At 64.0% G+C, this 24,227-nt stretch carries 28 protein-coding genes; 9 read left to right on the forward strand and 19 right to left on the reverse strand.

Annotation, left to right across the window (positions count from 1 at the left end):
* Positions 1-7: 7 nt before the first annotated feature.
* From Lysil_RS02025 to Lysil_RS02040, 4 genes are read left to right on the forward strand one after another with little or no spacing between them, the layout of a single operon-like run.
* Positions 8-709 (forward strand): energy transducer TonB family protein, encoded by a 702-nt coding sequence (locus Lysil_RS02025; protein WP_129588333.1) that lies wholly within the window; start codon positions 8-10, stop codon positions 707-709.
* A gap of 60 nt (positions 710-769) precedes the next feature.
* The gene (locus Lysil_RS02030; RefSeq protein WP_103073901.1) at positions 770-1,507 is read left to right on the forward strand and encodes a MotA/TolQ/ExbB proton channel family protein; all 738 of its coding nucleotides are present in this window, start codon (positions 770-772) and stop codon (positions 1,505-1,507) included.
* 46 nt (positions 1,508-1,553) lie between these two features.
* A complete protein-coding gene (locus Lysil_RS02035; protein WP_103073902.1) occupies positions 1,554-1,988 on the forward strand; it encodes an ExbD/TolR family protein in 435 nt (144 codons plus the stop codon).
* Positions 1,989-1,998: 10 nt separating this feature from the next.
* A complete protein-coding gene (locus Lysil_RS02040) occupies positions 1,999-2,406 on the forward strand; it encodes an ExbD/TolR family protein (RefSeq protein WP_103073903.1) in 408 nt (135 codons plus the stop codon).
* A gap of 57 nt (positions 2,407-2,463) precedes the next feature.
* On the opposite strand, the gene Lysil_RS02045 is transcribed toward Lysil_RS02040, so the two are convergent.
* The 3 genes from Lysil_RS02045 to cls are packed head-to-tail and all read right to left on the reverse strand — an operon-like array spanning position 2,464 to position 5,386.
* Positions 2,464-3,222 carry a pyridoxine 5'-phosphate synthase gene (locus Lysil_RS02045; protein WP_103073904.1) on the reverse strand — a complete coding sequence of 253 codons (759 nt, stop codon included), beginning with the start codon at positions 3,220-3,222 and terminating at the stop codon, positions 2,464-2,466.
* Positions 3,219-3,884, reverse strand: coding sequence for a hypothetical protein (locus tag Lysil_RS02050; protein WP_103073905.1), 666 nt, complete (start codon positions 3,882-3,884; stop codon positions 3,219-3,221). The genes Lysil_RS02045 and Lysil_RS02050 overlap by 4 nt, the downstream gene beginning before the upstream one ends.
* A gap of 44 nt (positions 3,885-3,928) precedes the next feature.
* On the reverse strand, positions 3,929-5,386 hold the full coding sequence (cls, locus tag Lysil_RS02055; RefSeq protein ID WP_103073906.1) for a cardiolipin synthase: 1,458 nt from the start codon (positions 5,384-5,386) through the stop codon (positions 3,929-3,931).
* A 61-nt stretch (positions 5,387-5,447) separates the two neighbouring features.
* Here cls and Lysil_RS02060 point away from each other — a divergent pair, with 61 nt between their 5' ends.
* Positions 5,448-6,554: a PA0069 family radical SAM protein gene (locus Lysil_RS02060; protein ID WP_103073907.1), complete on the forward strand. Its 1,107-nt coding sequence runs from the start codon at positions 5,448-5,450 to the stop codon at positions 6,552-6,554.
* A gap of 3 nt (positions 6,555-6,557) precedes the next feature.
* Here Lysil_RS02060 and Lysil_RS02065 read toward each other — a convergent pair whose 3' ends face one another.
* On the reverse strand, positions 6,558-8,366 hold the full coding sequence (locus Lysil_RS02065; RefSeq protein ID WP_240600035.1) for an SLC13 family permease: 1,809 nt from the start codon (positions 8,364-8,366) through the stop codon (positions 6,558-6,560).
* Positions 8,367-8,464: 98 nt separating this feature from the next.
* On the opposite strand from Lysil_RS02065, the gene Lysil_RS02070 reads away from it, so the two are divergent.
* Entirely contained in the window at positions 8,465-9,136 is a 672-nt protein-coding gene (locus tag Lysil_RS02070; RefSeq protein ID WP_129588334.1) for a histidine kinase dimerization/phospho-acceptor domain-containing protein, read from the forward strand.
* On the opposite strand, the gene Lysil_RS02075 is transcribed toward Lysil_RS02070, so the two are convergent.
* The 5 genes from Lysil_RS02075 to Lysil_RS02095 form a co-directional block, all read right to left on the reverse strand.
* Positions 9,137-10,171 carry a class 1 fructose-bisphosphatase gene (locus Lysil_RS02075; protein WP_103073910.1) on the reverse strand — a complete coding sequence of 345 codons (1,035 nt, stop codon included), beginning with the start codon at positions 10,169-10,171 and terminating at the stop codon, positions 9,137-9,139.
* Between the two features lie 58 nt (positions 10,172-10,229).
* Positions 10,230-11,120 carry a phenylalanine 4-monooxygenase gene (phhA, locus tag Lysil_RS02080; protein WP_103073911.1) on the reverse strand — a complete coding sequence of 297 codons (891 nt, stop codon included), beginning with the start codon at positions 11,118-11,120 and terminating at the stop codon, positions 10,230-10,232.
* Positions 11,121-11,226: 106 nt separating this feature from the next.
* On the reverse strand, positions 11,227-11,844 hold the full coding sequence (locus tag Lysil_RS02085; protein WP_103073912.1) for an outer membrane protein: 618 nt from the start codon (positions 11,842-11,844) through the stop codon (positions 11,227-11,229).
* 305 nt (positions 11,845-12,149) lie between these two features.
* Complete coding sequence (locus Lysil_RS02090; protein WP_103073913.1) at positions 12,150-12,830, reverse strand: outer membrane beta-barrel protein; 681 nt, start codon at positions 12,828-12,830, stop codon at positions 12,150-12,152.
* Positions 12,831-13,002: 172 nt separating this feature from the next.
* Complete coding sequence (locus Lysil_RS02095; protein ID WP_103073914.1) at positions 13,003-13,713, reverse strand: rhomboid family intramembrane serine protease; 711 nt, start codon at positions 13,711-13,713, stop codon at positions 13,003-13,005.
* Between the two features lie 67 nt (positions 13,714-13,780).
* Between Lysil_RS02095 and Lysil_RS02100 the strand changes: the two genes are divergently transcribed.
* Positions 13,781-14,950, forward strand: coding sequence for a class I SAM-dependent rRNA methyltransferase (locus Lysil_RS02100; RefSeq protein WP_103073915.1), 1,170 nt, complete (start codon positions 13,781-13,783; stop codon positions 14,948-14,950).
* A gap of 3 nt (positions 14,951-14,953) precedes the next feature.
* Here Lysil_RS02100 and Lysil_RS02105 read toward each other — a convergent pair whose 3' ends face one another.
* Genes Lysil_RS02105 through Lysil_RS02120 form a run of 4 tightly spaced genes read right to left on the reverse strand, consistent with a single transcriptional unit; the run spans position 14,954 to position 17,929 of the window.
* Positions 14,954-15,520 (reverse strand): hypothetical protein, encoded by a 567-nt coding sequence (locus tag Lysil_RS02105; protein ID WP_129588335.1) that lies wholly within the window; start codon positions 15,518-15,520, stop codon positions 14,954-14,956.
* Positions 15,517-16,929, reverse strand: a complete 1,413-nt coding sequence (locus tag Lysil_RS02110) for a phospholipase effector Tle1 domain-containing protein (protein WP_103073917.1) — start codon at positions 16,927-16,929, stop codon at positions 15,517-15,519. The genes Lysil_RS02105 and Lysil_RS02110 overlap by 4 nt, the downstream gene beginning before the upstream one ends.
* Positions 16,930-16,946: 17 nt before the next feature.
* Entirely contained in the window at positions 16,947-17,549 is a 603-nt protein-coding gene (locus Lysil_RS02115) for a hypothetical protein (protein ID WP_129588336.1), read from the reverse strand.
* 41 nt (positions 17,550-17,590) lie between these two features.
* Positions 17,591-17,929 (reverse strand): hypothetical protein, encoded by a 339-nt coding sequence (locus Lysil_RS02120; RefSeq protein WP_129588337.1) that lies wholly within the window; start codon positions 17,927-17,929, stop codon positions 17,591-17,593.
* Positions 17,930-18,021: 92 nt separating this feature from the next.
* Here Lysil_RS02120 and Lysil_RS02125 point away from each other — a divergent pair, with 92 nt between their 5' ends.
* Together Lysil_RS02125 and Lysil_RS02130 are read left to right on the forward strand one after the other, a co-directional pair.
* Positions 18,022-18,735 carry a VIT1/CCC1 transporter family protein gene (locus tag Lysil_RS02125; RefSeq protein ID WP_103073920.1) on the forward strand — a complete coding sequence of 238 codons (714 nt, stop codon included), beginning with the start codon at positions 18,022-18,024 and terminating at the stop codon, positions 18,733-18,735.
* A gap of 37 nt (positions 18,736-18,772) precedes the next feature.
* On the forward strand, positions 18,773-20,122 hold the full coding sequence (locus Lysil_RS02130) for a DNA recombination protein RmuC (protein WP_103073921.1): 1,350 nt from the start codon (positions 18,773-18,775) through the stop codon (positions 20,120-20,122).
* A gap of 12 nt (positions 20,123-20,134) precedes the next feature.
* Here Lysil_RS02130 and Lysil_RS02135 read toward each other — a convergent pair whose 3' ends face one another.
* From Lysil_RS02135 to Lysil_RS02160, 6 genes are read right to left on the reverse strand one after another with little or no spacing between them, the layout of a single operon-like run.
* A complete protein-coding gene (locus tag Lysil_RS02135) occupies positions 20,135-21,124 on the reverse strand; it encodes an MlaA family lipoprotein (RefSeq protein WP_103073922.1) in 990 nt (329 codons plus the stop codon).
* Between the two features lie 21 nt (positions 21,125-21,145).
* The gene (locus tag Lysil_RS02140; RefSeq protein WP_103073923.1) at positions 21,146-21,430 is read right to left on the reverse strand and encodes an anti-sigma B factor antagonist; all 285 of its coding nucleotides are present in this window, start codon (positions 21,428-21,430) and stop codon (positions 21,146-21,148) included.
* 2 nt (positions 21,431-21,432) lie between these two features.
* Positions 21,433-22,080, reverse strand: coding sequence for an MlaC/ttg2D family ABC transporter substrate-binding protein (locus Lysil_RS02145; RefSeq protein WP_103073924.1), 648 nt, complete (start codon positions 22,078-22,080; stop codon positions 21,433-21,435).
* Positions 22,077-22,610: an outer membrane lipid asymmetry maintenance protein MlaD gene (mlaD, locus tag Lysil_RS02150; protein WP_103073925.1), complete on the reverse strand. Its 534-nt coding sequence runs from the start codon at positions 22,608-22,610 to the stop codon at positions 22,077-22,079. Before mlaD ends, Lysil_RS02145 begins: the two co-directional genes overlap by 4 nt.
* Before the next feature lie 40 nt (positions 22,611-22,650).
* Complete coding sequence (locus tag Lysil_RS02155; RefSeq protein ID WP_103073926.1) at positions 22,651-23,406, reverse strand: MlaE family lipid ABC transporter permease subunit; 756 nt, start codon at positions 23,404-23,406, stop codon at positions 22,651-22,653.
* Entirely contained in the window at positions 23,403-24,191 is a 789-nt protein-coding gene (locus Lysil_RS02160; protein WP_240600269.1) for an ABC transporter ATP-binding protein, read from the reverse strand. Before Lysil_RS02160 ends, Lysil_RS02155 begins: the two co-directional genes overlap by 4 nt.
* Between the last annotated feature and the right edge of the window lie 36 nt (positions 24,192-24,227).

Below are 24,227 nucleotides of genomic sequence, written 5' to 3' on the forward strand. Positions count from 1 at the left end.
TTCTCGAATGACGGAAACCATCGCCCCACACAACTACCGGCATGACAACGACGAAGCCGCTGGCCTGAACTGGCCGCGCATTGCCGGCATGTCCGCTGCGCTGGCAGTGCACGTCGCGGCGCTGTTGCTGTTGATGGCACCGGTATCGCCGCCACAAGCCGACGCCGAAAAGGTCGAACGCGTGGCAGTGCAGATGATCAAGCCGCCGCCGCCGCCGCCGCCGCCGCCGCCGAAGGAACTGGTGCCGCCGCCGCCGGCGCCGAACCTGCCGCCGCAGCCACCGCGTCCGTCGCCGCCGGTTCCGCCGACGCCGCAGCCGCCGATCGTCAGCGATACCGCCAGCGCCGTGTCCTATCAGGCACCGCCGCCGGCACCGCCTTCGCCGCCGGCACCGCCCGCACCACCCGCACCTGCAGCGCCGCCCGCGCCGAAGAACGGTGGTGACATCCGCGGCATCCTGTGCGGCAAGCCGTCGGATGCGCCGTTGAACGTTGCTCTCGGCAAAGCGCTTGGCAAGGGTTTTGGTGGTGGTACCGCGCGCGTCACGGTCAACTACACCGCCGATGGCGCCGTGACCGGCACCAGCATCGCCAGCTCCTCGGGTGATCGCGATCTTGATCGCGCCGCCACCAACTGGGCGCGTGGCGTCAAGGTCTGCCCGGGCAACGCCGGCACTGGCTTCATCCCGGTCGAGTTCAAGGCCGAATAAGTTTCGATTCGTTCAAGTCTTCATCCCTTTCCACTTTTCGTCGACAAGAAGGTAAGCGCAATGCTTCTCCAACAAGCCGCTCCCGCCGCCGCCGGTGGCAACAACGCCGCTGCTCTGCAGCAAATGGGCTTCGCCCAGCTGATCCACGGCTTCGATGCCGTCGGTTGGATCGTCTTCCTCACCTTGATGATTTTCTCTCTGTTGTCGATCTACTGGATCGTCATGAACTTCATCAAGAACGCCCGCATCCGCGGTAGCGCCGATCGCGTGGTCAACACGTTCTGGGAAACCCCGAACGCGCAGGACGCCGTCCGCTACATGGAAGAACAGCCGCGCAACGAGCCGTTCTCCAAGATCGCGCTGGATGCCGCCCAGGCTGCTGCCCACCACCAGCGCAGCGAAGGCTCGCGCCTGGCCGAGTCGCTGAACCGCTCCGAGTTCGTCGATCGTGCGCTGCGCCAGGCCGTGACCCGCGAATCGATGTACCTCGAATCCGGCCTGACCGTGCTTGCCACCGTCGGTGCGACCGCGCCGTTCGTCGGTCTGCTCGGTACGGTGTGGGGTATCTACCACGCGCTGATCGCCATCGGCGCCAGCGGCGACGCCTCGATCTCGGCCGTGGCCGGTCCGGTGGGTGAAGCGCTGATCATGACCGCGATCGGTCTGTTCGTGGCAATCCCGGCGGTGTTGGCGTACAACTTCTTCAGCCGCCTGAACCGCACCACCAACGCGAAGTTCGATTCGTTCGCGCACGACCTGCACGACTTCTTCGCGACCGGTTCGCGCGTCGGCGGCTAATCACCGCCCACGCACGGCACAGCATCGATCCCCGAGGACGCCGAGAATGGCTTTCAGTACAGGCAACAGCAGTGGTGGACCCATGGCGGAAATCAACGTCACGCCCCTCGTGGACGTGATGTTGGTGCTCCTGATCATCTTCATGATCACCACGCCGCTGATGAACCACAAAACCAAGGTCGAACTGCCGCGGGTCACCCTCGCGCCCACGTCTCACGTGGACGAGAAGACCGCGCCGGTGACGCTGTCGGTGAAGGATGGCGGCCAGCTGTTCCTCGACGACCAGCTGATGAGCGAAGGCGGTTTGCAGGATCGACTGGCGGTGATCGCGCAGCGCAAACCGCAGCCGTTGCTCAACATCCGTGCCGACCGCGACACCAAGATGCAGATTCTCAAGAAGATGACTGCCATCGCGACCCAGGCCGGCATGCTCAACGTCGGCTACGTCACCATCCGGCCGAAGCCGGGCGACCAGAAGTAAGGAGGCCGACATGGCATTTGCATCCAATTCCGGTGGCGGCGCGATGTCCGACATCAACGTCACGCCCCTCGTGGACGTGCTGTTGGTGCTCTTGATCATCTTCATGGTGACCATGCCGACCCAGACCTATCCGATCAAGCTCGATCTGCCGCAGGCGACCACCACGCCGCCGCCGCCGCCGAAGAAGCCGCCGGTCAAGGTCAGCATCGACGCGACCGGAACGGTGTCGTGGAACGGAACGGTGGTCGACTTGAAGGGCCTGGAAGCCCAGATGAAGGACACCGTGGCGGAAGATCCGAGCGATACCCCGATGCTGCAGATCGAATCGGCCAACGAAGCGCCCTACGATATTTTCGCGAGGGTGCTGGCAGCCGCGAAGAACGCCAACATGGAAAAGATCGGCTTCGTGCAAAACTGATTTCAAGCGGGGAGTGCGAGCTCCCCGATCTTGTCGACGATGCCGCCTTCTTGTTGATCAAGGGGCGGCATTTTTTATGCAGTCGAGATAGGCGCGGACGGTGGCGTCCAGTCCGGCGTACAGCGCTTCCGACACTAGGGCGTGACCGATGGAGACTTCCAGCACGTCGGGAACTGCCCGCAGGAAATCGCCGAGATTGGATTGCGACAGATCGTGGCCGGCGTTGACGCCGAGACTGGCCGCTTGCGCAATGCGCGCAGTCCGCGCGCAGTCCGCCACGGAGGCGGCATCGCCGCGGGCATGCGCTTCTGCGAACGGGCCGGTATAGAGCTCGATGCGATCGGCGCCGCAATCGCGCGCGCGCGCGATGTCCGGCTGGCCGGTTGCATCGGCAAACAGGCTGACCCGGCATCCCAGCGCTTTCAGTTGCGCGACCAGCGGTGTGAGCGCATCACTGTCTCGCGCGAAATCGAAGCCGTGATCGGAGGTGAGCTGGCCGTCGCCATCCGGCACCAGTGTCGCCTGTGCCGGACGCACGGCGGCGCACAACGCGAAGAATCCCGGATAGCCGGGACGTGGCGGTGCGAACGGATTGCCTTCCAGGTTGTATTCGACGCGATAGTCGGCGCAGAGGCGGGCGAGGGCGTGGACGTCGGCCTCGCGGATGTGGCGGGCATCGGGGCGCGGATGCACGGTGATGCCCTGCGCACCGGCATCGAGGCAGGTACGCGCGGCGCGCACGACATCGGGTTCGCCACCGCCACGTGAATTGCGCAGCACGGCGATCTTGTTGACGTTGACGCTGAGTGCGGTCATGTCGGTTCGGCGTCGTCGCGCAAGGGCGTCAGCATCGGCACGTCGAGACCGGCGGCTTTGGGATCGATCGCCGGCTTCGCTGGTGCCTGCACTTCGCCGGCGTAGGGATTCCAGCCTTCGTCGCGCAGGTTCGGCTTCGGCACGTGGGCGACAGGTGTTGGCACTGGCATGGGTGGCGGAACGTTCTGGTGACGCACGGCAGCAATCGGCGAGGCAGGTTGCTGCGCCTCGCGTTGTTGCAGCTCGGCGAGACGCTGCGCCATCTCCGTCGCGCGCTGTTCGGCCTCGGCGGCGCGACGCTCCATTTCCTCGATGCGGCGTTGTGCTTCCGCGTGTTGCTGTTCCAGCGCATCGCGTTCGGCGACGCGCAGGGCGGCGGCGCGCATCTGGTCGGCATCAGGATGCGAAGCGGCGGGCAGGGGCGTGGGCACGGCGGGATTGGCGGCCTGGGCATCGCGCATGCGGCGGATGTCCTCCGCACTCATCGGCGTGTCGTCGATCGCGACGGTGCGTTCGGGAAACAGCAGCTTGTAGCGCAGCCAGGCGAAACCGCCCAAAGCGGCCAGCGCAGCCAGCATGCAAAGCACCATCAGGAGCGGCGAGTGGACGCTCCAGGCGACACAGAAGACAGCCAGCGACAGCGCGAGCAACAACCAGGACATGGGAACCTCCACGGGCGGTTTGGCGGCAGTGTATCGGGCAGCGGCTAGAGGAGTGGCGAGAGCAGACGAGCAAGCGCTTCCGGCAGACGTTCGGTCAGGAATGCCTGCGGGCGCGACGCGCGCACGCGCGGGGCATGGGCGAATTCGGTTTCGATCTGGCGTGCCAGCGCAGCGGTCACGGTGGCGTCTTCGAACAGCACGGAGACTTCGAAGTTGAGGCGGAAGCTGCGGTTGTCGAAATTGGCGCTGCCGATGATGGCGACGTCGTCATCCGTCAACAAGGCCTTGGTGTGGAGCATGCGCGGGCCGTACTCATAGATCTTGACGCCGGCGGCCAGCAGGCGATCGTAGTAGGAACGCGCGGCCAGCGTGACCCAGCGGCTGTCGCTCATCTTCGGCACCATCAGTCGCACGTCGAGGCCCGACAGCGCGGCCGACGACAACGCCATCAATGCCGCTTCACCCGGCACGAAGTAGGGCGTGACCAGCCACACGCGCTGGCGCGCCGCGTGAATCGTGCTGACCTGGAGACGATGGATCGCTTCCCAATCGGAGTCGGGACCGGAGGTCAGCACTTGTGCGCAGATCGGCCCGGATTCCAGCGCGGGCAGGCTGCGTGCGATTTCCGAAATGAAATCGTGTTCGCCGGTGGCGTAGATCCAGTCCTCGACGAACACTTGCTGCAGTTCCAGCACGACATCACCGGTCAGCCGCAGGTGCAGGTCGCGATAGGCGTCATCGCGCAGGGCGTCGTTTTCCTCGTCGGTGATGTTGATGCCGCCGGTGTAACCGATGCGACTGTCGATCACCACGATCTTGCGGTGCGTGCGCAGGTTGATCCATGGGCGCTTCCAGAATTTCCACAGCTGGCGGAAGCGCAACGAATGGAACCACGCAAGTTCGCCGCCCGCTGCGATCAATTCGCGGAAAAAGTGCGGCGGCATGCGCGACGAACCGACGGCATCCAGCAGCAGGCGCACCTTGACGCCGGCACGCGCGCGTTCGAGCAGCGCATCGTGCAAGGCCGTGCCGCTGTGGTCAGGCTGGAAGATGTAGTACTCGAGATGGATGTGCGACTGCGCCTTGCGGATGTCGTCGATCAACGCGGCATAGGTGGCGCTGCCATCGACCAGCAGGCGAACATCGTGCGCGGTCACCGCACGATAACCGGTGGTCGCCATCGCGAGCCGGTGCAACAGGGCATCTTCGCCGTCGCCGGAAGTGTCGGCGCCATCGGGATACATCTTGTTGTAGGCGCGCGGACGGCGCAGGCGCTGGCGGCTGATCTTCTGCGGGCCCAGCAGGTAGTAGACGACGAAGCCGAGGTAGGGCAGCAAGGCGAGGCTGAACAGCCAACTGAGCGTGGCGGCGGGTTCGCGTTTCTGCAGGATGATGTAGACGCCCAGCACCACGACGTAGCAGGCCCAGCCGAAACCGAGCCATGCGCGGATGTGCGGCGTCGCCAGCAAGGCAGTCCATGCGTGGTGGATGGCGTCCCACATCGTATTGCCCTCGCTGCATGCGTTCGCGCCTGGTGCGACGCCACGGGACTAGGCTAACGCCATGGACAGTCGGCGCAAAGTGCGGTTTCAACAGGCGGTCGCGATCAAGGGGCGCGGCGCGGCCTCGCAGGTGCCGGGACGCTTCGAGAAACGCACGACGATCGCCGAGGATGATGGCTGGGAAACGATGGCCGACGAGCAGGCGGCCGATCTTGAAGCACGACCGCAGACGACCATAACCGCCGAGCGTGCGCGCAGCATCATCAGCCGCAACGATTCACCGGACATCGCCTTCGGCCAGTCTCTGAATCCGTATCGCGGATGCGAGCATGGCTGTGTCTACTGCTTCGCGCGACCGAGCCACGCCTATCTTGATCTCTCGCCCGGACTCGATTTCGAGACCAAGTTGTATGCCAAGCGCAATGCCGCGGAATTGCTGCGCAAGGAACTGGCGAAACCCGGCCACGTGCCGTCACCGATCGCACTTGGCATCAACACCGACGGCTGGCAACCGATCGAGCGCGACGAACGCATCAGTCGTGCCTGCCTGGAAGTGCTGCTGGAAACGCGTCATCCCGTCGGCATTGTCACCAAGGGCTCGGCGATCTTGCGCGATCTCGACTTGCTGGCGGAACTGGCCAAGTTGCGACTCGTCCATGTGATGGTGTCGGTGACATCGCTCGACAATGTGCTGTCATCGAAACTGGAACCGCGCGCCGCCGCGCCGCATACGCGCATCAAGATGATCGCGGCGTTGCGCGAGGCTGGCGTGCCCGCCGGTGTGCTGGTGGCGCCGGTGATCCCGATGATCACCGACATGGAACTGGAATGCATCCTCGAAGCCGCGCGTGCAGTCGATGCGTTGTCGGCGGGCTACGTGTTGCTGCGATTGCCGCACGAGCTGAAAACCGTGTGGCGCGAATGGCTGGAATTGCACTACCCGCAACGCGCCGCGCACGTGATGAGCCTGATCCGGCAGATGCGCGGCGGCAAGGATTACGACAGTCGCTATGGCGTACGCGGGCGCGGCGAAGGGCCGTTCGCCGACTTGCTGGAAACGCGTTTTCGCAAGGCACGACAGCGCCTCGGTTTCCCCGGCATGCCGCCAGTGGACACGGGCCTGTTCACACCGCCACGCGAGGAGTCGCCGCAGGGCGCGTTGTTCTGACGATCAATGGAAGATGTGTGGCAGCAGTGGGCCGCCCAGCCACAACCAGCGCGCCATCCATGCGCAGACGAAGGCGACCATGATCGTGAGTGGCAGGCCGATGCGCAGGAAATCCGAAAACTTGTATTGCCCGGGGCCGAGGATCAGCAGGCTGCCGTGATGGCCGATCGGGGTGATGAAGGCGACTACCGCGCCCAGGGCGGTGCACACCACGAAGGGCGTCGGCGGCAGGTGCAACGCATGCGCCAACGACAACGCGATCGGGCCGAGCAATGCGGTGGTGGCGGCGTCCGACATCGGCTGTGTCAGCAATGCGCCGGCGGTGAACAACATCACCAGGATCGCGAGGGGCGACCAGTCGTGCAACAGATGCATCAATCCGGTTGCGAGCAGTGCCGCGGTGCCGGTTTTCTCCATGGCGATGCCGAGCGGAATCACGCCGGCGATCATCACGTAGATGCGTACGTCGATCTCGCGATAGGCGCGCTTGAGATCGACGCAACGCGTGACCACCATCAACACCGCGCCCATCAGGAAGGCCAGTGGTGGATCGATCCATTCGGTCGCGGCGCAGACGATGGTGACCAGCATGATCGCCAATGCCAACGGCGCGCGCAGTCGACGCATGCCCTCGCCGCGGAACGGCACCAGCATCAGGAAACCATGGTGCGCGGCGAGTTCGCTGAAACGCGCCGGCAATCCCCACAGCACCAACACGTCGCCTTCGCGCAGGCGGGTGTCGATCAGCCGCGGCGCCAGCGATCCGCTGCGACGCCACAGGCCGGCGATCACCGCGCGGAACTGTCGCGAGAAATCGAGATCGCGGATCGAACGCCCGATGAATTCCGAACCGGGCGCGACCACCGCCTGTACCAGCTGCGGTTCGCTTTCACCTTCAGCTTCGCCATTGGCCTTGGCACCGAAACGCGCGATCGCGTAGAGATCGAGGCCGGGATCGTCGTGCAGCGATTTCAATTCATCGGCGCCCGCTTCGATCAGCAGGATGTCGCCGCCCAGCAACGGGCTGGCATCGCCGAGATCGTTGCGTTCGTCGTGGTCGCGCAACCAGCCGATCACGTGCACTTCCGGGCCGATCGCGCGCTTGAGTTCCGCCAGCGTGCGCGTCGCCCAGCGGCCGCCGGGCAGCACCAGCAATTCGGTGCGATAGCGGTCGATACGCAGATAGTCGCTTTCGTCGTGCTTGCCGCTGCGCCGTGGCAGCAGCCAGCGCATCAACTGGATATAGATCATCGAGAACAGCACCAGCGCGATGCCGATCGGCGTGATCGAAAAGATGCCGAGGCCCTCGCCGCCGGCGCGTTGCAACATGTTGTCGGCGAGCAGGAAGGCCGGCGCGCTCACCAGCGTCAGCGTGGTGCCCATCGACGCCGCCAGCGCCATCGGCATCAGCAGGCGCGACGCCGGCATGCTGTTCTGGCGTGCGTGGCGCAGCAGGATCGGCATCAGCATCGCCGTGACCATGACGTGGTGGGTGAACGCCGACAGCAGCGCCACCGTCGGCATCACCACGGCGATCGTGCGCCATTCGTTGCCGCCCGACATCCTGCCGATCCATTGGCCGATGCGTTCGGTGATGCCGGTGGCGGCGAGGCCTGCGGAAATCACGAACACCGCAGCGACGATGATCGCCGGTTCGCTGGAGAATCCCGACAGCGCTTCTTTCGGGCCGATCACGCGCGTTACCACCAGCGCCAGCAGGATCAGCATCGCGGTGACGTCGACGCGCAGCCGCTCGCTCACGAACAGATACAAACCGCCGGCAAGGATCAGCAGGAACAGGATCTGCGACATGGCCATCGCGACATTGTGCCGTGGATGCGCCCGGCACGCCTCCACGCGAACGTGATATCGGCGCGATACACTGCCTGCTTCACAACGGCGGCAGCGCAATGGGCGACGACGACAAGCGTGATGATGACGGAACGCGCACCTTGCGTTCCGGCTTGGCACGCGTCGTTTCGCATGACCTGCGCGCGCCGCTGCGTGCGATCAAGGGCTTTGCCAAATTGCTCGACGCAGGTGGCGGCCTTGACGACAGTGGCCGCGACCATCTGTCGCGCATCCGTGTAGCAGCGGACCAGCTCGATGGAATGATGGTCGATCTCGTCGATTGGCTGCGCACGGATGCCGCGGAGATCAAGCGTGCGCCGGTCGATCTCAGCCTGCTCGCCGATTGGGCGGTCATGGATCTGCTGGATGCGCATCCCGGACGCGACGCGCAGGTCGATGTGCAACCGGAGATGCAAGCGATCGGCGACGAGCACCTGCTGCGCCAGATGCTGCAGCGCCTGTTGCACGTATCATGGTCGCGTGCAGGAGTGGACGCGCCAATCCGCATCACCGTCAGCGCCAGCGACGATGCCGGCGCGACATTGCTGCGCATCCACGACAGCGGCCATGAGGCGGCAGAACCGGCGAGCGAATTCGCGGCGTTGCGCGATCCACGCGATCACGACATCGGCATGACCATCGCGCGGCGGATCGCCGAGCGTCACGGTGGCGCGCTGGAATCGGAGTCCAATGCAGACGGAACAACAGTGCGAGTGCGCCTGCCGGATTGATCAACCGCGATCGTGTTTCAGGTGGTAGCGCGTCGCTTCCTCGACTTCCTTCTTCGATCCCAGGAACACCGGCACGCGCTGGTGCAAACCGCTCGGCGCGATGTCCATGATGCGGGTACGGCCATCGGTCGCGGCGCCGCCGGCCTGTTCCACCAGGAAGCTCATCGGGTTGGCCTCGTACATCAACCGCAACTTGCCCGGCTTCGACGGATCCTTCCTGTCCCACGGATAGATGAAGATGCCGCCGCGCGTCAGGATACGATGCACGTCGGCGACCATGCTGGCGATCCAGCGCATGTTGAAATCCTTGCCGCGCACGCCGTCCTTGCCGGCCAGCAGATCGTCGACGTAATGCTGCATTGGCGCGTCCCAATGGCGCCGGTTCGACATGTTGATGGCGAACTCCTGCGTCTCTTGCGGCACCATCATCCCGCGCTGGGTCAGGATGAAACTGCCATGCTCGCGATCGAGGGTGAACGCATGCGTGCCGTTGCCGACCGTCAGCACCATCATCGTCGATGGCCCGTAGATGCAATATCCCGCCGCCACCTGTGTCGTCCCGGCCTGCAGATAGTGTTGGTCTTCCGGCGTGTTGACGCCATCGGGGCAGTGCAGCACCGAGAAGATCGTCCCGACCGAGACGTTGACGTCGATGTTGGAGGAACCATCGAGCGGATCGAACAGCAACAGGTAGTTGCCGCGCGGATACACGTCGGGAATCGGCTGGCTGTGTTCCATCTCCTCCGATGCCAGGCCGGCGAGATGGCCGCCCCAGGCGTTGGCTTCCAGCAGCACGTCGTTGGCGATCACGTCGAGTTTCTTCTGCGCTTCGCCCTGCACGTTGCCGGTGCCGGCATCACCGAGCACGCCGCCCAACGCGCCCTTGCCGACCGCGACGGCAATCGTCTTGCAGGCGCGCGCCACTACTTCGATCAGCAGGCGCAGGTCGGCATTGACGCGACCGGCGCGTTGCTCGTCGATCAGGTAGTGGGTGAGCGAGATCGGCTTGGCGTTCGAGGTGGAATCAGGCGACATGGCGCGGTCCCGGGGATGAAGCCGCCATTATCCCGGACTTGCGGGGCAATGCGCCGGATCAGACGTCGCCGTCGGTGGCCCAGCCCTCGCCCGTACCGCGATGGATCACGCTGTCGGTCGCCAGCACTTCACCTGCGGGGATCGATTCCAGCGCCGACAGCCGCGCGTAGATCGGGGTGAAATCGGGGCCCGTCGCTTCGATCAGCTGTTCGTAACTGTCGATGACGAAATAAGTTTTCTGGAAGGTATCGATGCGGTAGCGCGTGCGCATGATCCGTTCCAGGTCAAAGGCGATCCGGTTCGGTGCATCACTTTCCAGTGAATGGATCGATTCACCCTTCGACGAAACGATGCCGCTGCCGTAGATGTGCAGGCCGTCCTTCTGTCGGATCAATCCGAATTCCACCGTGTACCAGTACAGGCGCGTCAGCATTTGCAACGCTTCCGGGCCGATGCCGTGCGCCTTTACGCCGCCGCGGCCGTAGGCTTCCATGTAGTCGGCGAACACCGGCAGCATCAGCAGCGGCACGTGGCCGAACAGATCGTGGAAGAGATCGGGCTCCTCGATGTAATCGATCTGGTCGGGACGACGGATCCACCAGCTCACCGGGAACCGGCGGTTGGCGAGGTGATCGAAGAAATCGAGTTCCGGGAGCAGGCCTTCGACGCCGATCAGGGTCCAGCCGCTGGTGGCTTCGAGGATCTTGTTGAGTTCGGAGAATTTCGGGATGGCGTCCGGCGTCATTCCCATCGCGTCCTGCGCGCGCAGGAATTCGTCACTGGCGCGACCGGCCAGCACTTCGCGCTGGCGCTGGTACAACTGGCGCCAGACGTCGTGGTCGGCGGCGCTGTAATCGTCCCACGGCTGTTCGACGATGCCGGTGGCGTAGACCGGAACCTTGCCCTTGTCGGTGACGATGTTTTCCAGTCGCTGCGGTTTCGCGTTCATGGCGGCGATTTTACGCCCGGGCGACGGCACGGAGCGTGGCGTTATCATCGGAAACAAAAAAACGGCCACCCGAAGGCGGCCGTTCCACAACCGAAGTTGCAAGGACTCAGAAGCGGTATTCGAAATCCGCACCCAAGGTCTGGGCGTTGTAGCTGACCTTGTTGCCGGTGGTCGGCACGCGCACGCGGCCATGGAAGTAGTCGTAGTTCAGGCCCACGCCCATGTTGCGGTTGAAGTCGTAGCCCACCCCGACGCCGGCATACGGCTGGTTGCTGCCGCTCGACACCGAATAGTTGGTGGTGATGCCGTTGGTGGTGTTGCTGGCGCTCGACTTGTAGTTGGAGTGCATGTAGCCGACGCGGCCGCTGCCGTAGAAGCCGGTGTCCAGCGCCTGCTCGCCGAAGCGCACCTTGCCGACCACGCCCGCGCCGTAGCCGTCGACCTTGGTGTTCTGGTCGATGCCGAGGTTGTGGGTGGTCTTGTCGTAGTAACGGCCGTAGAAACCTTCGGCGCCGAAGTTGCGGTTGAACATGTAACCGCCGCGGATGTTGTACGAGGTGTCCTTGACGTGGTCGGAGCTGGTGGTGTCCTTCAGCTTGGTCTTGCCCAGCTCGCCGCGAACGAAGCCCTGGCCGACGCTGTCGGTGGACTGGGCGAATGCGGCCGGGGCAGCCAAGGCGGCAGCCAGCGCAGTCAGGGCGAGAGTGGTCTGGAACTTCTTCATGGTCTTTCCTTTCACATGTAAACGCTCGTTGGGAGCGCGGTAAGGCCATGCTGCGATGCAAGGAGGGAAAAAGGAAGACTTGTAAAGATTTTATAAATCAACGGTTTAGTAACATTTCTGGAAGCTGTATGGAAACCACGGGTTCCCCGGAGGCGACAGATTTCATTCAGTTTTAACGTGGATGGAAATGGCGAAATCCTCGCCAAACCCCATTCAGGAAGCGATGGAAGATTTGACCCGGGGTTTAACGCAAAACGACCGCCCGAAGGCGGCCGTTCCATATCGATTTCGCCGGTTGGGGGAAATCAGAAGCGATGTTCCAGATCCACGCCGACGGTCCTGGCGTTGAAGTTTTCCTTGTTGCCGGTGACCGGCGAGCGCGACTTGCCCTGGAAGTAGTCGTAGTTCACGCCGACGCCGGTGTTGCGGCTGATGTCATAGCCGACGCCCACGCCGTAGTACGGCTGGTTGCTGTGGCTGGTGCGCGAGAACTCGGTGGTGGTGCCGTTGTTGTCGGCGGAGATGCTCTGCTTGTAGCTGGAACGCATCATGCCGGTGCGGCCGCTGGCATAGAAGCCGGTATCCCGTGCCTGGTCGCCAACGCGGACCTTGCCGACCACGCCGGCGCCGACACCATCGAGTTTGGTGTTGCCGTCATAGCCGGGGTGCTTGTCGGTCTTGTCGTAATAGCGGCCGTAGAAGCCTTCGACACCGATGTTGTGGTTGAACATGTAGCCGCCGCGGATGTTGCCGGAGGTGTCCTTGATCTTGTTGTCGGCACCGGCTTGCTTCAGCTGGGTTTTGCCCAGCTCGCTGCGGATGAAGGCTTGGCCGCTTTCCCCGCTATTGCTGTCCGACGTCGCGGTCGTGCTTTCGCTTTGCGCGGTATTGGTCGTCACCGTGGTGGCGGACTGCGCGAATGCGGCTGGAGCGCCCAGCGCGGCGGCCAAGGTGGTCAGGACGACGGTGGTCTGGATCTTCTTCATGCGTCTTTACCTCTTGCTTCGGGGGAACGCGCGCCTTGCGGCACGCGAGGGGCATGCTCCACCCTTGAAGCTGAAGAGAAAAGGACTGCGAAGTTCTTGTAAATCAATTGGTTAACAACATTTCCGCAGCCTGTACGGAAATTGCAGCCGCGCCAACAAGGACAGTCCTGATTCAGGCGCTAGGATTGGATGGCGGTCCATTCGTGCTTTGGGGCATCAATTCGGGGTCGTGATCCGCGGCTGCTTCATCCTCCAACTCATAGCTGTAGACGCGCCGCGGTGGCGGCGGATCGGCGTGGCGGAACAGCAATGCGGCGACCACGCCGGCGATGGCGCCGCCGAGGTGCGACTGCCAGGACACGCCCGGTTGCAAAGGCAGCACTGTCAGCAATGCGCCGCCGTAGAGCAGGTAGACGATCATCGCGGCGGCGACCGCGGCCTGTTCCCTGCGGACGATGCCCAACACCAGCGTCATCAGCATCAACCCTTGGGTGATCCCGCTGGCACCGAGGTGATGTTCGCCGGGTGCGCCCAACAGCCAGGCGGACAGCCCCGAGCCCAGCCACAGCAGCGGCAGGGCACGCAGGCTGGCACGCGGGTAGACGCTGCCGGCGAGGGTGCCGAGGATGAGGACGGCGATGGCGTTCGACAGCACGTGATCCCACGAACCGTGCAGCAACGGCGCGGTGAGGATGCCGACAAGGCCGCCAGCGGAGTGCGGTTGCACGGTGAGCGCCGGATGCTCGCCGCCGCCGAGGGCGTGGATCAGCAGCAGCACCAGGATCGCGATGAGGCTGCAGGTGAGGGCGCGGCGCAGGCGCCCGGCATCGAGCCGACGTTGCCGGCGCGGATCGGTGGGGGTGGCGGTTTCGTGCAGGACCATTCACCGGACATGGCGACGCATCGCTGCGTGCGCAAGGTGGCCGTGCATTCACCGCTAAACTGGCGGGATGAACGAAGCCCTGCCCGTGGTACGCCTGAAGAACGCCTGGAACTCCACGCATCCGTGGATTTTCCAGCGGTTGGTCGAGAAACCGGCGCAACGCCCGAAACCGGGTTCGATCGTCGACGTGCTGAACGTCGACGGACAGTGGATCGGTCGCGGTTTCTACAACGGCCATTCGCGGATCGCGGTGCGCATCCTCGAACGCGATCCCGATGTCACCATCGACCAGGCGTGGTTCGAGGCGAAGATCGGCGAGGCGATCCGCTTGCGCCGCGAGTTCCTGAAACTGGACGACGTCAGCAACGCCTGGCGCGTGGTGCACAGCGAAGGCGATGGCATTTCCGGTCTGGTGGTCGATCGCTATGACGACCTGATCGTCGTCGAATTCTTCAGCGCCGGCGCATGGCGGCATCGCGAAATCATCTTCAATGCGCTGCGCAGCCATTTCCCCGGTTGCCGCTTCCACAGTTTCGCCGACGAGCACATCCAGAAGCAGGAGAGTTTCGACTACCGCGACACGCTCGGCACCGAAGCGGCGCTGGTGACCGAATATGGCGTGAAGTTCCGCGCCGATCCGGCCGGTGCACACAAGACCGGATTCTTCGCCGACCAGCGCGAGAATCGCGAGTGGCTTGGGCGTCAGTGCGCGGGCCGGCGCGTGCTCGATCTGTGCTGCAACACCGGTGGTTTCGGCATCTATGCCGCAGTGCATGGCGCGAGCGAAGTGGTCGGCATCGACATCGATGCGGCGGTGCTCGACATCGCGCGCGCCAACGCCAAGCTCAACAACGTGAAACCGCGGTTTATCCAGGCCGACATCTTCCCGTGGTTGCGCGACGCGGCAATCAATGGCGAACAGTTCGATGTGGTGATCCTCGATCCGGCGAAGATGACCCGCGATCGCGAGCAGGTGATCAACGCGCTGAAGAAATATCTCGACATGAACAAGTTGGCGCTGGGCGTGGTGAAGCCGGGCGGATTGTTCGCCACCTTCAGCTGCACCGGGTTGGTGAGCGAGGAGCAGTTCACCGACATGTTGCGGCGCGCGGCGTTCTACGCCGGGCGCACGGTGCAGGTGTTGAAGGTCGCCGGCGCCGGACCGGATCATCCGTGGCTGGCGCAGGTGCAGGAATCGCGTTACCTCAAGGCAGTGTTCTGCCGCGTGCTCGACTGAGAATCACTCGGCGAGAACGTAGCCGTCGGCGTTGGCGTGTTTTGGCTTGTTGCCGACGCGCACGCAGACCTGATCACCGCACATCGTGATCGCGCCACTGCGGGTCGCCTGCAGGATCGCCTGGGCAAATTCGGCACGCTGCAACTCCTGCTGGCTGCGCCACATCATCCATGCGCTGCCGCCAGCGGCGATTGCCGCGGCGATGATCAGTGCCAGCGAGGCGATGGTGACCAAGCGCCGTTGTGACGCCCGCAACGCGAGGGTTTCGGCCTGCAATGCGCGCGCGGCATCGGTGGTTTGGCGCGATGCTGCAGACAACGCATCGAGCGAGGGACGCAGGCCGGCATCTGCGCCTTGCGATACCGCCATGCGGGTTTCATCGCGAATCGCGGCAACCGCGCCGTTCGAAAGATCGCGCCCCTGTTCGACCAAGGTCAGCGCCGCCGATTCCACCGCGTGTGCATTCGCTTCGGTCACATCGGCGACGCGATCGGCGCGTTGTTCCAGCAGGTCGGTGAACGCCGCCATCCGCAGCGCGAGTTCCTGCAAATCGTTGTTATCCATCGTCATCGTTGCATTACCGGTGCGTGTTGCGTTGGTGGCTGTTGCGACTGTTGTTGTGCGAGCTGCGCCGCCAGTTGCGATTCGCGCTGTTGCTCGTTGGCGTCGCGCCCTTGTTGCAGCCATGTTTGCGCGGCGTCGCTGCCCAGCCACGGCGAACTGGCGGCGCGCATGCCGGCGGCATCACCGCGCAGGGCGGCATCGGTCATCTGGCGGAAGATGTCGCCGCTTGATGTTGCACGGGATTGCGCCTGGTCCGGCATTGGTGGTGGCGCCTGCTGTTCGGGCAAGCGGACCGGTCGATATTCGACTTGACTGGCGAGCTGCGGATCGACCGGTGCTTTGTGGAAACAGTCGGATAGCGGTTGCGCGATCTTGCACTGGTTGTCTGCACCGAGTTGATCGGTATAGCCACGTTCGTGGTGCTGATCGTAATAGCTTGTCGAATAGACAGGAAGGTGGTCTTCGGAATGAAGTTTCTGATACTTCGCAGGGTCCTGAACCACGGCCTGTGGCTTCAAGAAGTCGTGATCGGACAGGGAGTTGAGATAGGCGACGCCCATGTTGGCGCTGAGCACACCGAGACCGTTGTATTTATAGGAGTCGCCGGCGGTACTGTGCGGGCCGGGCACATGGACACTGAGGAAACGATTGTTTTCCGAAAAACCATCGGGGAACAGGCGGTCGCCCTTGAAATCGTTGCGTTTGTCGTCCGAGCGAATGTCGAAGGCGCCGACTGTTGATGGCGCGAGGCGGCGATCGTATTCGGTATTGTTGGTCGAGACCGGATCGAACAGCATCACCGCTTGCAGGGTTTGCTTGGGTGGTGCCAATGGCGGCTGGTTGGCGTTGTACTTGGCTGAGGTGACCAAGCCATAGTGGTCGCGATGGATGACCGCGTTATCGGGGTCGAGGATGCCGCGTTCCTCGACCATCCGGTTGAGCGCCGCCACTTCTTCTGCACCACGGCTGAAACCGACGCCAGCAACACGGATCTGGGCTTGCGGGTCTTCCTGCAACCACTGCTTCGACTGCGTGCAAAGCTGGTAATACGCGGTTTCCACACGTTCGTCGAAACTGGTTGCCCGCCAGCCGTCCCAGGCACGAGGGATCAAATGATCCTGGGTACCGATGCCTTCGACGTAGCCGGAATAAATTGCCGGGTTCCGGTTATGGATGAGTTGGTCGTGGATCTTCGCAACAGCACTCCAGTTTTCCGGTTTGTCCTTGCGCATGCTGTTTCCGGTGCCATCCAGTGCTGCGATATACAAACGTTCATGCGGATTACCTGCGTGCAGCAGCACGGGGACCTGCATCTGGCCCAGCTGTTGACGCGCTTCCGCGTACTGTTGCAGATCGGCGGTGGTGGCCTGATCCCTGCGGACGTGATCTTCGTCTCTGCCGAATACGTTCCCCATGTCTCCCCCAAAACGTTTCAGTAAGTCTTGCTGTAGACCTTGATCAGGTCATTGCGGAAATCGCTGTACTTGTTGCCCGGAATCTGCAGGTGCTTCGTGGCAATGTGCGCCAGCATGTAGACATTCACGGTGCGGTTGTCGATCTCGATGATGATGCCGGGGTCGCCGATGCTGGCATTGGGAGACACCTCATCGCGCGGCACGTTGTGACGGATCAGGCGATCCTTGAATATTTGGTCGAGATCGACGGTGGCATGCAACATGGTGCCATCCTTGGAGACCCAATTCAGATCTGCCGGTGGAGGAAAGTTGGGTAGAGAAAGCCGCCATGCCGTAAACAGGTCGGCATGGCGATGTCCAAATGACGCGAGAGATGGCTCAGGTCCATCCGATGTATACGGAAAGTTCGCATAGACCACGCGATAGGACTGGACATCGAACGCGCCCATCGTGAAGTTGTGGCGGACGAACTTCAGCGGCCATTCCCACAGTTGGCCATGGGCGGGCGACGTGCTCGTGTCGGAAGGCGTGCGGTCGGTCGGTGAGGTCATGGCGGATGAACATCCCTGGATAGCCATCAACAGTATCGATGCAGCAAGCAGACTGCGTGCAGGAGGCAAGTGGTGTGTCTTCGCTGCGGCTGGATGCATGGAGTGAACCCTCATTTCGGCGTATGGCGCGTGAGGTTCGACACCTCGTCGAACTCCAGCAACAGTTGCTTGCGCGGATCACGCGCTTCCAGCTGTTGTCGGGTGAGGAGGCCGCCGAGATCCGCCTGTATTTCCGGTCGAAGGGGAATGTCGGCATTGCGGAACGACGCCAGCGCAGCCTCGGAAACGGGGCGCGCGGCGATCGCGACCTTTTCCACCTCGTCGTCGGAAGACAGATTCGCCCCGCACAGGGATTCCCTGGACCAGGCGGCGGCCGACAGCATGGACAGCAGGCCCAGCACCACAAGGCGGCCATGGACGGATATGTGACGGCGGTCGCGGATTCCCATGGCCGCAACTTCTCACGCGACGCCCGGGCTGTCAATCGGGGAATTCCGACGGCAGGGCACAATGATGCCTCCCGATTCCATTCCGTCCCGACATGGCCAAGCTCTCCCGCCCCCATCACGAAGGCCACCGCAACGACAGCATCGGCTGGATGCGCGCGACCGTGCTCGGCGCCAATGACGGCTTGATCTCCACCAGTTCGCTGTTGATGGGCGTCGCCGCGGCCGGCGCCGCGCCGCGCGCACTGGCGATGACCGGCGTGGCCGCGTTGGTGGCCGGGGCGTTGTCGATGGCGGCGGGCGAATACGTTTCGGTGAGTACGCAGGCCGATACCGAGCGTGCCGATACCGAAAAGGAACGGCGCGAGTTGGAGGAAATGCCGGACGCCGAACTCCGTGAACTCACCCATATCTACATGCAGCGCGGCCTGTCGCGCGAGCTGGCGGCGCAAGTCGCCGAGGAAATGACTGCCCACGATGCGCTGGGCACCCACTTGCGCGATGAACTCGGCATCGTCGGCCATCTGTCGGCCAATCCGGTGCAGGCGGCGTTGGCGTCGGCGTCGGCGTTTTCGACGGGCGCGTTGCTGCCGATCGCGATTGCGTGGCTGTTCGCCGGGCAAGTTGGATTCAGCTGGATCCTGATCCTCGCGACATTGGCATTGCTGGCCGTGCTGGGCGCCATGGCGGGCTGGCTGGGCGGCGCATCGAAATGGAAAGGCGCGTTGCGGGTGCTGTTCTGGGGTGCCGCGGCGATGGCGGTCACGTCGGGCATCGGGCATCTGTTCGGGACCGCACTGGCGGGTTGATCTCGGCCATTGAGACGCCCGCCGCTACACTGCGCGCATGCCTGAAACGTCCACGCTCATCCTGATTCTCCTCGTCGCGGTGGCGATCGCCATCGTCCTGCTGGTCGTGTTGTTGCTGCGCAAGCCCGATGCCGCATTGGCGGAATTGCGTGAACGCCTGGAAGACGCCTTGCGCGAGGAACAGCGGTCGGGCCGCGGTGAATTGCGCGAATCGCTGGAGTCGAGCGCGACCGCGCAGTCGCGTCGCATCAATGACCTCACCGAACGCACCGACACCCGTCTCGATGCGTTCCAGAAAGCATTGAGCGATGACGCCCACAACGCCCGTCTCGACACCACGACGCGGCAGCAACAGTTCGCCGATGCGCTGGGCCAGCGCCTGCGCGAGCTCGGCGATCGCAATACGCAAACACTGGGCGAGCTGCGCACGACCCTGGAAACGCAGTTGAAGGCGTTGCAAGCCGACAACGCGCAGAAGCTCGAGCAGATGCGCGCGACGGTCGATGAGAAACTGCAAAGCACGCTGGAAACCCGTTTGGGTGAATCGTTCCGATTGGTGTCGGAGCGGCTGGAGGCGGTGCAGCGCGGCCTTGGCGAGATGCAGCAACTGGCCACCGGTGTCGGCGATCTCAAGCGCGTGCTCACCAACGTCAAGACACGCGGCACCTTCGGCGAAGTGCAGCTGGGTGCATTACTGGAACAGGTGCTGACGCTGGAGCAGTACGCCGGCAACGTGACGACGCGTCCGGGCAGCAACGAGCGGGTCGAATACGCGGTGCGCTTGCCGGGACAGTTGGAGGGCGGGACCGTATGGTTGCCGATCGACGCCAAGTTCCCGCACGAAGACTACGAGCGACTGCTGGATGCGCAGGAGCGCGCCGATGCCGATGCCGCGAATGATGCCGGCGCCGCATTGGAACGCCGCATCCGCGACGAGGCGAAGAAGATCCGCGACAAATACATCGAGCCGCCGCACACCACCGATTTCGCGCTGCTGTTCCTGCCGACCGAGGGCCTGTACGCCGAAGTGCTGCGTCGTCCCGGCTTGTTCGACATGCTGCAACGCGAGTTGCGCGTCACTCCGGTCGGGCCGACTACGTTACTTGCGGTGCTCAACAGCCTGCAGATGGGCTTCCGCACGCTGGCGATCGAGAAGCGCTCCAGCGAGGTGTGGCAAACGCTCGGCGCGATCAAGAGCGAGTTCGGGAAATTCGGCGTGGCACTCGATGCGGTGAAGAAGAAGCTGACCGAGGCCAGCAACAAGATCGATGAAACCGGCGTGCGCAGCCGTGCGATCGAGCGCAAGTTGCGGGATGTGGAGGTGTTGCCGAGCGATGTCGCGTTACCGCTGCTGGGACTTGATGCAGGCGATACCGACCAGGAATGATCGGGCGTTGCCTCAGTCCGGCTTGGTCTGCAGGTATTCCGGCAGAGGCGCCACGGCGTCGTCGGGTTTGTCCTCGTTCCACAGCTGGTAATTGCGGCGTTGCCACCAGGCATCGCGGAACAGGCGGTAATCGTCGATCGCACCTTCGCGCAGGGCGTCGGTGGACAGCAGTTGCGCGCGGATGTTGATCACCGAAACGGTTTGCAGCGCCACCTGGCCGGCGACGCTGCGGGTATTGCGCAGCGGCGTGAGTTGCATGTCCCCGACCATGCCCACGGCATCGCGCACGGTGCGTGGCCCGAACACCGGGAGCACCAGGTAACGCGATTTTTTCCAGCCCCAAGTCGCGAAGGTTTGGCCGAGGTCTCCGCTCTTGTCGGGGATGTGCATCGCGGTGGCGACATCGAACAGGCCGCCGATGCCGAAGGTGCTGTTCACCAGGAACCGGAACAGCGAGCCGCCGGCTTGCGAGGGCCTGCCTTGCAGCACCGCGTTGACGGTGTTGCTGGGACCGCCGAGGTTGCGGAAGAAATTGGAGACGCCGGTGCGGATCGGGCGCGGCATCACATGCGAGTAAACGACCGCGACCGGATGGATCATCGCGTGGTCGACGGCGTTGTTGATCGCGTGCATCTTGCGATTGAAGGGTTCCCACGGATCCCACGCCTGCGACGATCCCTGCGCCGCCGTGCCGCCGGCATCGCCATACAACGCTTGGTAGTCGGCCTCCGCGCTGGTGGCCGCCGGGTCGTTGGCGGTCGTGGTTTTTTGCACCGCGTTCGTCGCCGCATCCGTGCTGACGGGGGCTGCCGATGTCGTCGTGTCCGCAACGGCCGCTACTGATGCCGGTGTTGCGTTGCTGTCGTTCTGCGCCGGTGTCGCCGGAACCACGGTGCCGGCGGATGCCGCATCCGCGCGAGTGCCGCCTTGTTGCGCGCAGGCGGTCAGCGCCAGGACGAGTGCGGCGGCGATGACGGGGCGGTGGGTGCGGACGGAAACCATGGTTGTTGCCGGAATGGGAATTCAGTGGGCGAAATTCAAGCGTGCATCAAGGCGATAGGCGGCACGCAGCTCTTCGTATCCCGTCGGCGTGCCGATAAGTATGGCCTGCGGATGATGATCCGCCAGCCAGCCGACCAGCGCCATGCCGGCGCTGTCGATGCGCGAGACCCGGTTCAGGTCGATCGTGGAAACCACCCCGGCTTTCGCCAGCTTCGGCCACAGCGCTGCGAGTGCCGGACGCAGCAACGCCCCGTCAAAGACGAGGCGTCCACCCTGCATTTCGATGCTGGCGGCAGCGTCGGTCATTTCTACTTGGTGCTCGCCTGGATCTGGCCGTTGGCGAGATCCTGCGCCACCGCCTTGATGCCCTTCTGTGACAGCGGGGCGTCGAACTGGTTGCGGAAGGTCTGCACGAAGGACACGCCTTCCACCTGCACGTCGAAGACCTTCCACTGGCCGTTGACCTGATGCATGAAGTAGGTCACCGGCACCGGATCGCCGCCGCCGCGCAGCAGTTCGCTGTTGACGCGCACGCCGACATTGTTCGGCAGCGCCGATTCCGACTTCACCCGCGGGGTCAGTCTGGTGTTGAAGTCGAGCAGCGAGGAACCATAGCGCTGCATCAGGTTGTCGCCGAGCGCGGTCGAGAACGCGGCGACATCGGCCGGCGCGGCGCCGCGGGCATGGCGACCCAGCACCAGGCGCGCGGCGTAATCGCGATCGAACATCTGGTTGAATTCGCTGTTGACGAAGCTGCTCAGCGCGGCGCGATTCTTGGTGAACTCGGCGCGACGCTTTTCCAGTGTGGTGATGATGCGCTGGCTGTTCGTCAACACCATCTGGCTCGGCACGCCGAGTTGCGCATGGGCGACGACGTTCTGCTGCGCGGATGCAGCCACCGGCACGGCGATGGCCAGCGCAGCGGTGAGCGACAGGGCGAGGAGACTGCGGTTCATGGCTTGGATTCCTGAGTGGATTTGGCGTCATCGGCGGACGCAGCCGGCGCATCATTGCCCGGCTTGGCACCACCGCCGCTGAACATGTATTTGCCGACCAGCTGCAGCAGGTCGACCGCTGGCTGGGTGAAGGTGATCTCGCCACCGGCCTTCAGCACGTTGGGATCGCCGCCCGGCGTCAGGCCGATGTAGGACTCGCCGAGCAGGCCGCTGGTGAACACGCCGGCGGTGGTATCGACCGGCAGATCCTTGTATTTCGACTGCATGGCGATCGTCACCACCGCGTCGTATTTCTGCGGATCGAGCTGGATGTCGGACACGCTGCCGACGGTGACGCCGCCGATCTTCACCGGCGCCGACTGCCGCAACTGGCCGATGGCGGAGAAGTGCGCCTTCAACGGATAGGTGGCGCTGCCGCCGATGCCGAACTTGCCGTTGGTGGAGGCGAACGCCAGCACCAGCAGGGTGCCCAGGGCGAGCAGCAGGAAGGCGCCGACGGCGAATTCGAGGCGTGGACCGCGAATGCTCATGGCTGGATCTCCATGACGTTGAAGGGGTTGGAATGTGCGTTCATCGGAACATCAGCGCCGAAAGGACGAAGTTGAACATCAGGACCAGCAGCGAGGCGTTGACCACCGCGCGGGTGGTCGCCACCGAAGTGCCCTCGATGGTCGGTTCGGCGTGGAAGCCGACGTAAGACGACACCAGTGCGGCGATCGCGCCGAACACCGCGGCCTTGAGGAAGGCCGGCAGGAAGTCGTGTTGCACGTCCACCGCATCCTTCATCACTTGCCAGAAGGTGCCGGCATCGAGGCCGATCACGTGCACCGATTCGAACCAGCCGGCGGCGATCGCGGCAGAGCAGAAGAACGCGACCAGCAGCGGCACCGCCAGCACCGCCGCCCAGAAGCGCGGCACCACGACTTTCGCCACCGGATCGATCGCCATCAGGCCGAGCGCGGTGATCTGGTCGGTGGCGCGCATCAAGCCGAGTTCGGCGGCGATCGACGAACCGGCGCGACCGATGAACAGCAGCGCGGTGAGCACCGGAGCCAGTTCGCGATACAGCCCGAGGCCGAGCATCGCGCTGACCTGGTTGCTGGCGCCGTAGGTATCGAGTGCGCGATAGCCGAGCAGCGTCACCGAGAGACCGACGAAGGCGCCACCAACCAGGATGATCGGCAACGAACGCGCGCCGATCTTGTAGACCTCGCGAACGAACTCCGCGGCCATGTCGCGGGTCGGCGGAAACGACGCGCGCAGCACGCTGAGCGAGAACAGTCCGGCCTGTCCGAGCGATCGCAGGATGTCGGTCACGGGTGTCATGTGGCCACCGGCCGCGCCGCGGCATCGAAGGGAATTGGCCCGTCCGGCGCGCCGTCGAGGAACTGGCGGACGAAGGCATCGTGGCTGGCTTGCAATTCCGCCGGTGAGCCGGTGAAGACGATGCGGCCATCGGCGATCACCACCGCCTGGTCGGTGATCGGCAGGGTTTCGTGCACATGGTGGCTGACGATGATGCTGGTCAGGCCGAGCGTGGCGTTGAGGCGGGCGATCAGGCTCATGATCACGCCCGACGCGATCGGATCAAGGCCGGTCAGCGGTTCGTCGTAGATCATCAGTGGTGGATCGAGCGCCAGCGCGCGCGCCAGCGCAACACGACGCGCCATGCCGCCCGACAGTTCGCGCGGATAGAGATCGGCGGCATGGCGCAGGCCGACCGCGTGCAGCTTCATCGCCACCAGACGATCGATCACCGCGTCCGGCAGGTCGGTATGCGCGCGCAATGGCAGAGCCACGTTTTCGGCGGCCGTGAGATCGGTGAGCAGGCCATTGCCCTGCAACAGCACGCCGACCTGCTTGCGCAGTTCCAGCAGCGCACGCCGATCGCGCGGCAACGGCTGGCCGAACAGTTCAACCGAACCGCCGCTCGGCAGCAGTTCGCCGGTGAGCGCGGAGAGCAAGGTCGATTTGCCGCTGCCGGACGGGCCGAGCACGGCGGTGATGCTGCCGCGCGCAACGCTGAGGTTCACATCACCCAGCACCACGCGTCCGCCGCGCACCAGGCGCAGGTCGGTCAGTTGGACGGCAGGGGCGACAGGCTCGCGCAAACGTATGGACACTTCTTCCCCGAATACCTGCACAGA

It is taken from the genome of Solilutibacter silvestris, assembly GCF_002895945.1.
GTDB lineage: Bacteria > Pseudomonadota > Gammaproteobacteria > Xanthomonadales > Xanthomonadaceae > Solilutibacter > Solilutibacter silvestris.